This window comes from Fodinisporobacter ferrooxydans (assembly GCF_022818495.1).
Lineage (GTDB): Bacteria > Bacillota > Bacilli > Tumebacillales > MYW30-H2 > Fodinisporobacter > Fodinisporobacter ferrooxydans.
The window spans coordinates 3,251,836-3,267,081 of sequence record NZ_CP089291.1; the positions used below are offsets into that span (position 1 = coordinate 3,251,836).

The window sequence follows — 15,246 nt, forward strand, 5'->3', positions numbered from 1 at the left end:
CGATGATCTATAACAGCTGTTTTGATATTATTGGCCCGATCATGGTTGGTCCATCCAGTTCTCATACGGCTGGTGTTGTTGCCATTGGCAAGTTTGTACATGATTTTCTGGGGGGAGTGCCGGAACGTGTTTTCATAGTACTGTACGACTCCTTTGCCGAAACGTACAAAGGACATGGTACAGATAAGGCTATCGTAGGTGGTCTGATTGGAATGGACACGAATGATCTGCGGATCAGGCAGGCTATGGAAACGGCTTTTTTGAGGAATATGAGAGTGGAATTTGCCTTTGAAGAAACATGTCCCTTCTTTGATCATCCGAATACGGTACTGATCCGGGCAAAACGAGGAAACGATGAGGTGTTGATCGGCGGGGTTTCTCTTGGCGGGGGCATATCGAAAATCTGTTACATGAATGGACTTCCTGTCAATGTGATGTTAAATGCATCGTATGATTTGGAACAGTTAAAACAATTTGCGCTGGAAGCATCCGTTTGCGGGGCAGTGGTAAGGAGTCGGGGATATGGACTTCAAAACCATGCAGGAATTGCTTGATTGCTGCGAACAACAACAACTGAGTATCGCTGAAGTCATGCTGCAAAGGGAATCCCAAATATCGGGCCGATCCAGGCAGGAAATCATTGACATGATGAAGGACCGCCTGATCACGATGAAGGAAGCGGTGGACGCAGGAGTGAGTGATGCAAGCAAGACGTCTAGCGGGATATCCGGCGGTGATGCGGTATTGATGGGTCGCTATCGGGAAAATGGAGACTCTTTGAGTGGAGAGCTCATTTCTGACGCGATGCGTTTCGCCTTTGCCACTTCGGAAACAAATGCCCGAATGGGGGTCATTGTGGCAACTCCGACAGCCGGTTCCGCAGGTATACTTCCCGGTTGTCTTTTCTCGCTGCATGAAAATGCGGGATTGACATTTGAACAGCTGGTAATGGGTCTATTCACCGCTAGTGCCATTGGCTATGTGATCGCCAATCAGTCCTTCATTTCAGGGGCAGCCGGCGGATGCCAAGCGGAGGTTGGATCCGCAACGGCGATGGCAGCAGCGGCCATTGTGGAACTGAAAGGTGGAAGTCCACGACAGGCGGTTGAAGCGACGGCTATTTCCTTAAAATCAATGCTCGGATTGGTATGCGATCCAGTGGCTGGCCTGGTCGAAGTGCCGTGCATTAAACGCAATGTGATCGGTGCGGCCATTGCGTTTTCAGCGGCGGATCTAGGTCTCGCCGGGATTTGCAGCAGGATTCCTTGTGATGAGGTAATCGGCGCTATGTATGAGATCGGCAAGAATATGCCCCGTACATTGCGGGAAACAGCTCTGGGGGGACTGGCCACTACACCCACCGGGCAGCAGATGAAAAGCCGGGTGCTGAACGCTCGGCAGGAGTATCCCCCGTGTCATGTGGGAACAGGCTCTGGGCTGATTCACTATCCATCCGACGGTGCAGCAGATTAAAAACAGCGGACGATGAACGAGATATTGGAGGGAGACGGACAAATGCAAACGCAAACTTTAAAGAGGACACCGCTGTTCCCGCTCTATGAGAAGTACGGTGGGAAAACTATCGACTTCGGCGGATGGGATTTACCAGTACAATTTTCTAGTATTCTGGATGAGCACCAAGCTGTGCGCACAAAGGCCGGACTGTTTGATGTATCCCATATGGGTGAAGTAGTGATAAAGGGATGGGGGAGCAGATATTGGAAGCCGGTCGGGGACAAGGAGTTGTTCCATGCGGCTTGGGTGCCCGGGATACGTTGCGGTTTGAAGCAGGTCTTCCATTATACGGGCAAGAATTGAGCAAGGATATCAGTCCCTTGGAAGCGGGAATTGGCTTTGCGGTTAAAGTGGAAAAGGAAGCCGATTTTATCGGCAAGGAGGCTTTGAGGAAACAGAAGCAGCAGGGAATTCCACGGAAACTTGTCGGCATTGAAATGATTGGCAGAGGAATCCCTCGCAGCGGGTATCCGGTATTTGCCGAAGGATCTTCTGAACCGATCGGATATATCACTTCCGGAACCCAATCGCCGACCCTCAAGAAAAATTTGGGTTTGGCACTATTGGATGTCGCATATTCTAAGCTGGCAACACCGTTGGAAGTAGAAATCCGCGGCAAGAGAATTGCGGCATGTACGGTGAAATCGCCTTTTTATAAAAGAATGAAATAGCCAACTGAAAAACAGGATAAGGAGAAGTGTAAAATGAGTCAAGTTGCTGCAGAATTGCTATACAGCAAGGAACACGAGTGGGTACAGGTTTTGAGTGAAACAAAGGTAAAAGTGGGCATTTCCGATTTTGCCCAAAGCGAGCTGGGAGATATCGTTTTTGTGGATTTGCCTGAACCAGGTGCTGATGTTGTTGCCAATCAAAGCATGGGCACGATCGAATCTGTAAAGGCGGTTTCTAATATATTCTCACCTGTGAGCGGGAAAATCATAGAAATGAATCCGGTACTCGCAGACTCTCCAGAGACCATTAACAGTGATCCCTATAGCGAAGGATGGTTGGCGGTCATTCAACTAAGCCACCCGGATGAATTGAAGGAATTGATGTCGTCAGATCAATATGCGGGCTTTGTTAAGGAGGAATAAGGATGAAATATCGCTATTTGCCCATGACTGCGGAGGATCGGACAGAAATGCTGTCCTTCCTCGGAATAACCGACGTGGAAGATTTGTTTTCTGATATCCCGAAGCAAGTCCGTTTTAAAGGAATGTTAAACATTCCGGACGCACTGTCAGAACCGGAAGTGGTGAAGCATTTCAGCCATTTGGCCGGAAAGAATGTGAACAGCAGCGAATATGCGTATTTCCTTGGCGCGGGAATCTATAACCACTATATTCCCAGTACAGTCAATCATGTGATTTCGCGCTCCGAGTTTTACACCGCCTATACTCCCTATCAACCGGAGATCAGCCAGGGGGAATTGCAGGCGATATTCGAATTCCAGACGATGATATGTGAATTGACGGGGATGGATGTAGCGAATTCTTCCATGTATGATGGACCGACCGCTTTGGCCGAGGCAGCGAACCTGGCTGTTGGCGGCGCACAGCCGTTCGGTATTCCAATGCAGCTAGGCGGTCCTTCTTGTGGATTTTTTGCTGTAAAAGAAAAGTTCATGCGCAAGATTCCGGGGAGAATTGTCGGGCAAACAGTCGATCATCATGGCCGGCGTGGTTTTGTGCTCACACTGCAGGCACGTGAGCAGCATATCCGCAGAGAGAAGGCCACATCCAATATTTGTTCGAATCAGGCGCTGAATGCTTTGGCTGCTTCCGTTGCCATGACGGCACTTGGCAAGCAAGGAGTACAGGAAATGGCTTGGCAGAATGTCCAGAAAACCCAATACGCCAAGAGCCGAATCGCGCGCCTAGACGGTTATAAAGTCACCTTTGACGTGCCGGTTTTCAATGAGTTCGTCGTACAAGTTCCAACAAGCGTATCCGAGATGAATCGGGGTTTATTGAAACGCAAGATCGTCGGGGGCTATGATTTGGGACGCAATTATCCGGAGCTTGCCGGACACATGTTGTTGACAGTCACCGAAGCCTGCACAAAGGAAGAGATTGATTTACTTGTCAAAGGACTGGAGGAGATGGAAAGTGCTTGCAACCAACCAATCTGAAAAAGCACTGATTTTTGAATTCAGCAAGCCGGGGCGTGTGGCATACAGTTTACCGGATTGCGATGTTCCGGAAGTGGATGTGGAAGCAGTCTTTCCTTCAAAATATTTACGCCAGGCGCCTGCAGAGTTGCCGGAAGTTTCTGAACTGGATCTCATGCGCCACTATACGGAATTATCCAAGCGCAACCATGGGATCGATTCAGGTTTCTACCCGTTGGGTTCATGTACGATGAAATACAATCCGAAAATCAATGAAGATGTCGCGCGCTGCCCGGGATTTGCCAAAATCCACCCATATCAGTCTGAGGATACAATTCAGGGCGCATTGCAAGTCTTGTATGATTTGCAGACCGAGTTAGCTGAAATCACCGGGATGGATGCGATCAGCTTGCAGCCGGCTGCGGGAGCACAAGGCGAATGGACATCGCTGATGATGATCCGGGCTTACCACGAAAGCAGAGGCGAAAAGCGTACGAAAGTCATCATTCCTGATACCGCACATGGTACGAATCCGGCCAGTGCAACGGTTGCCGGACTGGATACGGTGACGATATCTTCCGATGAAAACGGAAATGTCAATTTGGATGAACTGCGCGAGGCGGTGGGTCCGGATACGGCTGCACTGATGCTGACAAATCCGAGTACGCTCGGTCTGTTCGAGGAAAATATTTTAGAGATTGCGGATATCGTCCATCAGGCAGGCGGCTTGCTGTACTATGACGGAGCCAATACCAACGCCATCTTGGGCATTGCTCGCCCTGGAGATATGGGCTTCGACGTTGTGCACTTGAATCTGCACAAGACGTTTACCGGCCCGCATGGAGGCGGCGGTCCCGGCTCCGGACCAATCGGCTGCAAGAAGGAACTGATTCCCTTCATGCCTCGACCACATGTTGTGAAGGTGGGTGACACATACCGTCTGGATGACGACAGACCGGAATCGATCGGCCGAGTGAAAGCCTTCTACGGAAATTTCGGAATCAACCTGCGTGCTTTCGTGTATATCCGTTCTAATGGTCCGGAGGGCTTGCTGCGCGTATCTCAAGAGGCCGTTCTGAATGCCAACTATATGATGAGAAAACTGGCTCCCTACTACGATTTGCCGTATGGCAGGATCTGTAAGCATGAATTCGTTCTCTCTGGTCGCCGCCAAAAGAAGCTAGGGGTTCGTACACTCGATATCGCCAAGCGGTTGCTGGATTTCGGTTACCACCCACCGACGATCTACTTTCCGCTCATTGTGGAGGAGTGCATGATGATCGAGCCGACAGAGACGGAATCCAAGGAAACTCTTGATCAATTCATCGATGTCATGATCCGGATTGCCCAAGAAATCGAAGAAAATCCTGCTGTCGTGCAAGAAGCGCCACATCATACCGTGATTACCCGATTGGATGAAGTGGCGGCAGCCCGCAAACCAATCTTGCGTTATAAATCTGACAAAGTTCAACAAAAAAGGGGTGAAGTATATGAGGTCTCCACGGCCTGAGGCCAAACCTGAATGGTTAAAAATTAAACTTCATACCAACGAACAGTTTAAGGAAATTAAGGGGATCATGCGCGGGAAAGAACTCCATACCGTATGTGAAGAAGCCAAGTGCCCCAACATTTATGAATGTTGGAGTAACCGGACGGCCACATTTATGATTTTGGGAAAGATATGTACCAGAGCATGCCGTTTCTGTGCCGTTACAACGGGGCTCCCTACCGAACTGGATCTGCAGGAACCAGAGAAAGTAGCTATGGCCACAAAACAGATGGGACTTACGCACGTTGTTGTGACATCGGTGGCTCGGGACGATTTGAATGATGGCGGTGCTTCCATTTTTGCCGAAACAATCCGTTTCATACGAAAATTAAATCCGTTTACAGGCGTTGAAGTACTCATACCTGATTTTGGCGGTTCGATCGATTCACTTGCAGTTGTACTGGAAGCAAAACCTGATATTCTCAACCATAACATTGAAACTGTGGAACGTCTATCTGATCACGTACGAGCAAAAGCGAAATATCGCCGTTCTTTGGAATTCCTCTAAAAAATATTATACACCCGAGGAATTCAAACACTTCAAAGAAATAGGTCTGGAAATAGGATTTTCTCACGTGGATTCAGGCCCTCTGGTGCGCAGTTCCTATCACGCACATGAACAGGTCAAACAAGCGGCAGCGGGAAGGTAATTATCGTTTGTAAGCCTTCCGGATTCATCCGGAAGGCTTATCCTGACCATGTCGGGGATTGGAGCGATTATTGGAACGGGAATCTTTGTATTAATACCACCATTGTTATTATTAAAGTCGCAGTTGTCCTCCTGTTTATTGCCGTAGGTGTAGGGTACTTGTTTCAAAAAAAATTTTCAAGAATGTTCTGTGAAGTTTTTTCTTCTGTTTATGGAAACATGGGGTAGTTTCCACCCATAAATGACTGAAATTACGCGCAGGGTAACTATACACCCGAAAAGGGCATAGAGTTCAAGTGGTTTTGTTGCCCATCCAAACCCAATTACGCATCCCGCCAGGAGTGCCCAAACGGCATAGATTTCGTCATAAAAGACGAGTGGTTTTTTAGTGGCTAAAATATCGCGAATTACCCCCCCGCCAATCCCAGTTAATACGGAAGCAATTAAAACAGCACTTAGAGGAAATCCTTTCGATTGTACATATAAGGCGCCTTGAACTGCGAACGCCCCCAATCCAATCGCATCAAATACCATCCAATATTTTTTAAATTTAAACCATACGCTGGGAAAAATGAAAACAGCAGTAATGGAAATCAAGGAAATTTTAATCAACCCAGATTCACTCCATAGAGAGGTAGGTAAAATCAAAAGCATATTCCGTACGATCCCACCACCAAAAGCCGTCACCAATCCAAATGCATAAATACCCCAAATATCGTATTTTCGCTCAATTGCAATGCTTGCACCACTCACAGCGAACGCAATGGTTCCAATAATGTTAAATACGTCCCAAGCCAAGTTAAAACTCCTTTCCCATGAAATAAAACAGACAGAAAATGGGCACAATACAGTACCAATTCTCTGTCTGTTTACCTGAGAGTTTAACACCTTGGGTGGCAAATATGCCTTTCCAGAGTTACGTCCGCTTGTGGTCCTTTTACCTGAGAGATTCCGCTTCTTACGCTTGCTCCTTCGGTGCTAAAACATGTTTTAGTCTCTCCCACAATCATCATCCGTACATTTTATTCTGTTTTAGTATTTTATCAGAATACGTATTTCGACAACAATTACAAAATTCCTTCTGTTATTTTATTTCATTTTTTTCAACCCATTCGATGTTAATATTATCCTAGTAAAGTTAATATAGTCCTTTTTGTTTTGAAATAATACGAGTATAATCACTTTTGTAAACGTATTCAAACGTAAATGATTCATAAATAAAAATTTAAATAGCGGAAACTCTTACTAGAGTACATTGTCATTTAAAATTTTTAAAGGAGTGTTTTGCCTTGTTATATCCAATTATCACAACGTCTCGGGGAGTCATCGATTTAAATGGAATTTGGAATTTTAAACTAGACACAGGAAAAGGGTTCGAAGAAAAGTGGTTTAAAACAAAACTAAAAGAAACTCAGAGTATGGCGATTCCATCTTCTTACAATGATGTGGGAGTAACAGCCGATATACGAAACCATGTCGGGTGGGTATGGTACGAACGAGAGTTTACAATGCCAAACCTGTTTGCTTCACAACGGATCGTCTTGCGATTTGGCTCAGCTACACATATGGCGAAGGTTTATGTGAATGGTGAGTTTGTTGTTGAACATAAAGGCGGGTTCACTCCGTTCGAAGCTGAAATCAATTCATTTTTAAAAACCGGAAGCAACCGGCTGACAGTGGCTGTGAATAATATTTTGGATGAAACTACACTGCCCGTTGGAAATTATACAGAAAGGGAAATTGAAGGTATAGGGAAAGTTATTCGCAATAGCCCGAATTTTGACTTCTTTAACTATGCGGGGATTCATCGACCTGTCAAGATCTACACAACACCACAAACGTATGTCGAAGATATTTCCGTTGTTACAGATATAGAAGGTACAGTGGGTATTGTCCATTATACTGTGAGCTTTACGGGCGATGCAAAAGTAAAAGCAACAGTTATGGATCAAGACGGTTCTGCCGTTGCAGAAGCAAATGGATTGAATGGTATGTGCCGAATTCAAGATGTAAAACTGTGGGAACCAATGAATGCATACTTATACACATTGAAAGTGGAACTTTTGCAAAACGGTGAAACAATCGATATCTATGAGCAGCCGTTTGGTGTACGAACCATTGAAGTAAAAGATGGAAAATTTCTTATTAACAATAAACCATTTTACTTTAAAGGGTTCGGCAAACATGAAGATTCACCGATACATGGCAGAGGATTTAACGAAGCTGGCAATGTCATGGACTTTAACCTGATGAAGTGGATTGGAGCCAATTCATTCCGTACCTCACACTACCCATATTCAGAAGAATTGATGCGGTTGGCAGACCGTGAAGGATTGGTTGTAATTGATGAAACGCCCGCGGTTGGCGTGCATTTGAATTTTGCTGCAACACTGTTTGGGCAAAAGGAAAGAAGAAATACATGGGAACATATTCAGACGTTTGAACATCATCGTGATGTGATTCAGGAACTAATCGCCCGTGATAAAAACCATCCCAGTGTGGTCATATGGTCAATCGCCAATGAAGCAGCTACGGAGGAAGAGGGAGCCTATGAGTACTTCAAGCCGCTTGTGGATCTTGCGAAGGAATGCGACCCGCAGAAACGGCCTGTAACAATCGTTATCCACCTGTGGGCTACACCTGAAACCGATAAAGTAGCTGAACTGGTAGACGTGCTTGCGTTAAACAGATACTACGGCTGGTATGTAGAAGGTGGAGAATTGGCTATTGCAAAGGTCAAACTTCGTGCTGAGCTTGATGGCTGGAGCAAGCGGTGTCCGGGCAAGCCGATTGTAATGACCGAGTATGGCGCGGATACTGTCGCCGGATTCCATGATATCGATCCAGTGATGTTTACCGAAGAGTATCAAGTCGCCTTTTTACGGGCGAATCACGAGGTCTTTGACGAGTTTGATAACTTCGTCGGCGAGCAGGTGTGGAATTTTGCTGATTTTAGCACCAGTCAAGGAGTTATGCGGGTACAAGGCAACAAAAAGGGCGTGTTTACGAGAGAAAGAAAACCAAAATATGCAGCACATGAATTGCGTAGAAGGTGGTTAGGCATTCCTGATTTCGGATATAAGCGAGAACGTTAAACAGTGTGAGGTGGTAACGAGCGTTTAAGTTATTTTGTGTATGCGGGAGGCTAAAACTGCGAGCAAATTGTCAAACGTTTGGTCCTCCCGAGTACAACATTTTGGGGGCGGAGGGGTACCCATGAATCAAGTTCAGTTCTTGAAATTGCTAGTAAGAGTCTAGAAGACTCTAATCTTGAAATCGAGGTGTGTAAACATGATGGAGCAAGTTGAGAAGAAAGTTGAACAGGCAAGTCAAAAGCAAACTGTGACACAACACGTATTTAAGTTCATTTCAAGCAGCTTTGGACCGCTCATCCCAGTGTTTGCGGGTTCAGCTACCATCAAGGCGTTGCTGGCATTATTGACAATGTTACACTGGTTGTCGCCCGGGAGCGGCACGTACTTGATCTTAGCGGCCGCTGGTAACTCTGTATTCTTCTTCATGCCCATTTTATTAGGTATCACTGGGTCTATGGCCTTGGGGGCTAACCCGTACATCGGTGGTGCCATTGGAGCAGCTTTGATGGAACCGAACTTTACGGGATTGCTACATCACGGTTCCGTGTCATCGTTTCTTGGGATACCCGTTGTACTGGCTAATTACGCCTCAACGATTTTTCCTATTTTTTTTGCGATACCTATCTACGCTGTCCTTGAAAAGTTTCTTAAAAAGATCATCCATCGAGATATTCAGCTCTTCATGGTTCCGATGTTGTCACTCATTATTATCGTACCACTAACAGCTATGGTTGTAGGACCGTTTGGAACCTATGCTGGTCAACTGGTCAGTACTATTGTGTTGTTCCTCTTTTCCAAAAGCGGTCTACTGGCAGGGGCCGTTCTCGGTGCTGCATGGACTTTTCTCACTGTAATAGGACTTCACATGGCACTGGTACCTGTTGCTATCACCGACATCAGCCACGGTGGGGATCCGCTGATGGCAACTGCATCCGCAGGGGTCTTTGCGCAAATAGGATTTGCACTTGGTATGTTGATTAGAACACGAGATGTTGGTCTAAGGTCGCTCGCAGGAGCAAGCCTGATCCCAGGTATTCTGTCCGGAGAGACAAGACCAATTCTCTACGGCCTTTTCTTGCCTTATCGGCGAACCTTTGTATTCGTAGTTATTGCAGGAGCTGCTGGCGGCGCGATATCTGGAGCTGCTGGCGTAAAAATGACTGCCTTAGCATTTCCAAGTTTCTTGTCGATTCCTCTATTCGCACCTATGGTCCCCTATGTCATCGGCATGTTGGTCGCGTTTCTTGCGGCAATGGTTCTCACAATCTTATTTGGATATGAAAAAACGGGGAAAACACGAGAGTCATCAGGAAAATAAGGAGGTTTTTAGGTTTTCCGGCTCCCACGGTAGCACTAGGAACTGGAATCAGCAATCAAAGAGCGATTTTTTCCGTAGCGGAACATATTGCACATGACAGCAATTGGCTTTAACAAGGTACATCGCTTTAAAAAGTTAGACATACGGCCTCTCCCACTTATGCAAGAAAGGCCCTTTCATAGAGCATGCAAGGAGTTGCACACCGTATCACGGGTTACCAAGCGTACTAGCAAGGTGGCTTGAGTCCCACATTGTTTCAATTTCCTACGGACGCCATAGCAGCCATGGTATTTGACATACTGGGTGTGTCGCTTACGAACAAAGAAAAGTACGTGTTGTCCAAAATCGTCCCATTGTCCTTTAATTATTCAAAAAGTGAGAATTGACGGAAAAAATCAAGCGTGATAAGTTATATATAATTCTTTATTTAATTTGTTTTGTAAACAAATTATTTGATTGTTTAGTTGAAGTTGTTAGAGTGTATTAGATTTATGCTTTCTGTCGGCTGGTACAATGTATATTTTACTTAAAAATCAGAGGATTAAGGGAGGAAATGGGTTTTGTCAAAACAACAAATCGGTGTCATTGGTCTAGCGGTTATGGGGAAAAATCTTGCATTGAATATTGAAAGCCGTGGATATTCTGTCTCTGTGTATAACCGTTCAAATGAAAAAACCGAAGCATTTTTAAAGAACGAAGCAGTTGGTAAAAATTTTGTTGGCGCATATTCTGTTGAGGAATTTGTTAATACCTTAGAAAAGCCTCGGAAAATTTTATTAATGGTCAAAGCTGGTGCGGCAACTGACACTACGATCGAGTCTTTAAAGCCATACCTTGAGAAAGACGATATTCTGATTGATGGTGGCAATACATTTTTCCAAGATACGATTCGGCGGAACAAAGAATTGGAAACTTCAGGAGTTCATTTTATTGGAACAGGTGTCTCTGGCGGAGAGGAAGGCGCATTGAAAGGTCCTGCTATTATGCCAGGCGGAAAAAAAGAAGCGTATGAACTGGTACAGCCAATTCTTGAGGCAATTTCTGCGAAAGTAGAAGGCGATCCTTGCTGCACATATATTGGACCAAACGGTGCCGGTCACTTTGTGAAAATGGTTCATAATGGGATTGAATATGGAGATATGCAATTAATTTCCGAAGCCTACTTTATATTGAAACATGTGCTAAATTTAAGCGTAATGGAGCTTCATGAAGTATTTAAAGAGTGGAACAAGGGTGAATTGGACAGTTATTTAATTGAAATTACTGCAGATATCTTTACAAAGATCGATCATGAAACTGGTAAACCACTGGTGGACATGATATTGGATACAGCTGGACAGAAGGGTACAGGCAAATGGACAAGTCAAAATGCTTTAGATTTGGGTGTTCCGTTGCCGATTATTACAGAATCTGTATTTGCACGTTTTATTTCGGCCATGAAAGACGAGCGTGTAAAGGCGAGCAAATTACTCAAAGGTCCTGATAGGAATCAAAATAAGGTCAATAAACAAGAGGTAATTGAAGCTGTACGTAGAGCTTTGTATATGAGTAAAATCTGTTCGTATGCACAAGGTTTTGCTCAAATGCGTGCAGCATCTGAAGAATATGACTGGAATCTTCGTTATGGGGACATCGCTATGATCTTCCGTGGCGGTTGCATTATACGAGCACATTTTCTGCAAAAAATTAAGGAGGCATATGACCGGGACCCAAACTTGGCCAATCTGTTATTAGATCCGTATTTTAAAGAAATTGTGGAAAGCTACCAATATGCGTTGCGTCAAGTATTAGCAATCGCCATTGAACGTGGTATACCAGTTCCGGCATTTTCTAGCGCGATCGCTTATTATGACAGCTATCGTACAGAGACTCTGCCAGCGAATTTGCTGCAAGCGCAACGAGACTATTTTGGGGCGCACACATACCAACGTATAGATAAAGAAGGAATCTTTCATACGAATTGGCTGGAGTAAGCTACGAGTATTCAAAAGGATAGATAGGCGGCTTCCGGCAGATGAAGCCGCCTAGATAAAGACGAGTGATACGTTGTAAAGCATTCAATCGAATTCATCAATTGTCAAGCTTAATTCAGTAATGTCTAAAAAATTCTTGATGGCCAACGAACAAGCCCCCATTGCACATGCTTTATTCCCAAGTTCTGAGATCAGAAGTTCTTGATAATGGCTTATTGTAGAAGTCAGGTGTTTTTTTATTTCGATTATCGCGTCTGGGTACAACTGCAACAATTCACAATTCACAACTAAAATCTCAGGATTATAAAGATTAATAATATTATTTAAGCCAATGGATACATATTTAATAAATTGTTCAAGCTGATTCATTGTATTTGGTTCTAGCTCACTCACCCATTTCTTAATATCCCTGTAGTTAATATTTTGCTTGGTTTGCTTTTGGGATAATTGTGCAAAGAAGCTTGATTCGGATGCGTATTGTTCCCAACACCCTAAATTACCACAACTGCATGGTATCCCATCAGGAACCACGATCATATGTCCAATCTCCCCGGCATACCCATTATATCCTTTTAGAAATTCGCCATTAGCCAAGATTCCAAGTCCAATTCCCGAAGAAATACTTACACATAATAAATTTTTACTTTGTTGATGTTTATATACTTGTTCAGCATATGAGCACAAATTGGCGTTATTTTCAACATAGAGATCAATTTCTATTTCTTTTTTTATGTCATCCTTTAAATTTTTATTTTGCCATTTATGTTGAGGGACAAAATAAATCATTTCATTTGTGTTTACGATACCATGAATTCCAATTACAGCTTCAACAAGCCCGTAACGAGTATACGAACATTTTGTTTGATAATCCTTTATATGTTTTACTAATAATGCAAGAATTTCCTGATAATTTGATGATTGCAACTCAATGACATCTACAGTTACAGGATACCCACGCAAATCCGTTAATCGAAAGGTGATGGTATTTTTGTCGAGATCAATTCCTAAAGCAAATCCAGCTTGATGATTAATCGAAAGCATGATCGGCCTTCTGCCGAGGTTTTTGTGTTCCTGTTGGGTTTCAATAATGAGTTCTTCATTCAATAAATCAGAAACTTGCACAGAAATTGTTGCTTTATTCAGTCCGGTAATTTTTGATAAGTCTGCCCTCGAAATCATTCCATTCTCAATAATCTTGCCTAAGATGACAGACCTGTTTATTTTTTTGATATATGTTTGATCGCCTGTAAGCAATTTGTAGCCTCCCGAATACATAACCACTTTATTTAGTCACACTATAAACAAGGGTAAAAAGGAATCCTATTTATAATCACCAATTTTCGGATTACAAAAGTAACGTTTTTGCACATACGTATACCCTATTTCATTGTACTCGTATTAACCGCATAATTCATAATAATTCATATATTTTATCTTAAAATTTACGGTCATGACAGAAGAACGGAATATTATTGACTTGAAGATTTTCTAATGATACTATACAATTAATTAATTTGTATTGTAAACAAATTAATTAACGAATATGATTTTAAAATTATATTTAAATACAAACCATAGGTACTATGTGTAAAGATACTTGGAGGAGAACTTATGAAACCATTTATAGATGAAAATTTTCTATTAGATAACGAAACGGCAAAAAACCTTTATTTTCATACAGCAAAAAGCTTGCCAATTTTTGATTTTCATTGCCATTTGAGCCCAGAAGAAATTTGGGAAAATCAATCATTCAGCAATATTACGCAGCTTTGGCTTGCTGGAGACCATTATAAATGGCGGACAATGCGCATGCATGGAGTCGATGAACGGTATATTACAGGCGATGCGGAGGATTGGGAAAAATTCAAAGCTTGGGCGGAAACGGTTCCTCATTTAATTGGAAATCCAGTATACCATTGGACACATATGGAACTTAAGACATTTTTTCAGATTGACAAACAATTGAGTCCCGAGACAGCTCGTGAAATCTGGGATGAATGCAATCAGAAATTGCAGGAACCAAAATTAAGGCCAAGGAAAATGATTGAACGGGCAAATGTACAATTTATTGGTACGACAGATGATCCGACATCTACGCTGGAATATCATAAACGATTAAAGGACGACGTGACGTTTAAAACAATTGTTGCGCCAACATTTCGTCCCGATCAGGCACTTTTTATCGAAAGAGTGAGCTTTCCTAATTGGTTAAAAAAATTGGAGGAAGTCACAAATCGATCGATTGCTTCTTTCGATGATTTCCTCGAAGCATTGCAAAAAAGAGTCGATTATTTTGATGAGAATGGTTGCCGTGCTTCAGACCACGATGTTCCGCAAATGGTCTTTAAGCCTATTTCCAAACAAGAAGCAGGTGACATTTTCAAAAAACGTTTAAGCAATGAGCCGCTTACAAACGAGGAACTCATTGGTTACCAATCATTTTTACGCTTTGAACTAGGCAGGATGTATGCAGAAAAACAATGGGTCATGCAGCTGCATATGGGTGCGATGCGGAATAACAATACGATCATGAAAGAGCGTATCGGATCTGATATTGGGTTTGATTCAATCGGTGAAGGTGACTTGGCTGAAGGACTCTCACGTCTTTTGGATGCGTTGGATCAAAACAAATGCTTGCCAAGGACTGTGCTATATAACCTAAACCCAGTGCATAATGAGGTTTTGGCTGCCATGATCGGCAACTTTTATGAGTCTGGAATCCCTGGTAAAATTCAATTTGGCGCTGCGTGGTGGTTCAACGATCATATTGACGGAATGGTAAAACAGATGAAGGACTTGGCAAATATAGGGGTACTCAGTCACTTTATCGGAATGCTTACGGATTCACGCAGTTTCCTTTCGTATGTTCGTCATGACTATTTCCGAAGAATTTTATGCAATTTGCTCGGGGAATGGGTAGAAGCTGGAAAGGCGCCTAATGACCAGTTGTTACTAGAAAAAATGTTGCAAAATATTGGCTTTTACAATGCAAAAAGATATTTCACAGAACGTTCAGCAAAATAAAAAGAGGTGAAGC

Annotated in this window: 11 protein-coding genes, 2 pseudogenes and 1 riboswitch; of the genes and pseudogenes, 11 read left to right on the top strand and 2 right to left on the bottom strand. The window is 43.6% G+C overall.

From position 1 onward, the window contains the following. The first annotated feature begins 2 nt into the window (after positions 1-2). The 7 genes and pseudogenes from LSG31_RS15580 to LSG31_RS15610 all read left to right on the top strand — a co-directional run bounded on the left by LSG31_RS15580 (position 3) and on the right by LSG31_RS15610 (position 5,824). A complete protein-coding gene (locus tag LSG31_RS15580) occupies positions 3-554 on the top strand; it encodes a serine dehydratase beta chain (protein ID WP_347435989.1) in 552 nt (183 codons plus the stop codon). Next, entirely contained in the window at positions 523-1,473 is a 951-nt protein-coding gene (sdaAA, locus tag LSG31_RS15585) for an L-serine ammonia-lyase, iron-sulfur-dependent, subunit alpha (protein WP_347435990.1), read from the top strand. Before LSG31_RS15580 ends, sdaAA begins: the two co-directional genes overlap by 32 nt. A 42-nt stretch (positions 1,474-1,515) precedes the next feature. Next, positions 1,516-2,186, top strand: a pseudogene (locus tag LSG31_RS15590) (glycine cleavage T C-terminal barrel domain-containing protein). A gap of 33 nt (positions 2,187-2,219) precedes the next feature. Next, positions 2,220-2,609, top strand: coding sequence for a glycine cleavage system protein GcvH (gene gcvH / locus LSG31_RS15595; protein ID WP_347435991.1), 390 nt, complete (start codon positions 2,220-2,222; stop codon positions 2,607-2,609). Positions 2,610-2,611: 2 nt separating this feature from the next. Continuing rightward, a complete protein-coding gene (locus LSG31_RS15600) occupies positions 2,612-3,646 on the top strand; it encodes a glycine dehydrogenase (RefSeq protein WP_347435992.1) in 1,035 nt (344 codons plus the stop codon). Then, complete coding sequence (gcvPB, locus tag LSG31_RS15605; RefSeq protein ID WP_347435993.1) at positions 3,624-5,135, top strand: aminomethyl-transferring glycine dehydrogenase subunit GcvPB; 1,512 nt, start codon at positions 3,624-3,626, stop codon at positions 5,133-5,135. The genes LSG31_RS15600 and gcvPB overlap by 23 nt, the downstream gene beginning before the upstream one ends. After that, positions 5,116-5,824 (top strand): annotated as a pseudogene (locus tag LSG31_RS15610) (lipoyl synthase). Before gcvPB ends, LSG31_RS15610 begins: the two are co-directional and overlap by 20 nt. Before the next feature lie 176 nt (positions 5,825-6,000). On the opposite strand, the gene LSG31_RS15615 reads toward LSG31_RS15610, so the two are convergent. After that, entirely contained in the window at positions 6,001-6,621 is a 621-nt protein-coding gene (locus LSG31_RS15615) for a trimeric intracellular cation channel family protein (protein WP_347435994.1), read from the bottom strand. 121 nt (positions 6,622-6,742) lie between these two features. Continuing rightward, a riboswitch (glycine riboswitch) is annotated at positions 6,743-6,836 on the bottom strand. Positions 6,837-7,112: 276 nt separating this feature from the next. On the opposite strand from LSG31_RS15615, the gene uidA reads away from it, so the two are divergent. From uidA to gndA, 3 genes are all read left to right on the top strand, one after another. Next, on the top strand, positions 7,113-8,918 hold the full coding sequence (gene uidA / locus LSG31_RS15620) for a beta-glucuronidase (protein WP_347435995.1): 1,806 nt from the start codon (positions 7,113-7,115) through the stop codon (positions 8,916-8,918). Positions 8,919-9,114: 196 nt separating this feature from the next. Next, positions 9,115-10,236, top strand: coding sequence for a PTS transporter subunit EIIC (locus LSG31_RS15625; RefSeq protein ID WP_347435996.1), 1,122 nt, complete (start codon positions 9,115-9,117; stop codon positions 10,234-10,236). A gap of 560 nt (positions 10,237-10,796) precedes the next feature. Continuing rightward, positions 10,797-12,209 carry an NADP-dependent phosphogluconate dehydrogenase gene (gene gndA, locus LSG31_RS15630; protein WP_347435997.1) on the top strand — a complete coding sequence of 471 codons (1,413 nt, stop codon included), beginning with the start codon at positions 10,797-10,799 and terminating at the stop codon, positions 12,207-12,209. Between the two features lie 84 nt (positions 12,210-12,293). Here the strand turns inward: gndA and LSG31_RS15635 are convergent, their stop codons facing one another. Continuing rightward, positions 12,294-13,463, bottom strand: coding sequence for an ROK family protein (locus LSG31_RS15635; RefSeq protein ID WP_347435998.1), 1,170 nt, complete (start codon positions 13,461-13,463; stop codon positions 12,294-12,296). 357 nt (positions 13,464-13,820) lie between these two features. Between LSG31_RS15635 and uxaC the strand changes: the two genes are divergently transcribed. Beyond that, on the top strand, positions 13,821-15,233 hold the full coding sequence (gene uxaC, locus LSG31_RS15640) for a glucuronate isomerase (protein ID WP_347435999.1): 1,413 nt from the start codon (positions 13,821-13,823) through the stop codon (positions 15,231-15,233). Positions 15,234-15,246: the final 13 nt, after the last annotated feature.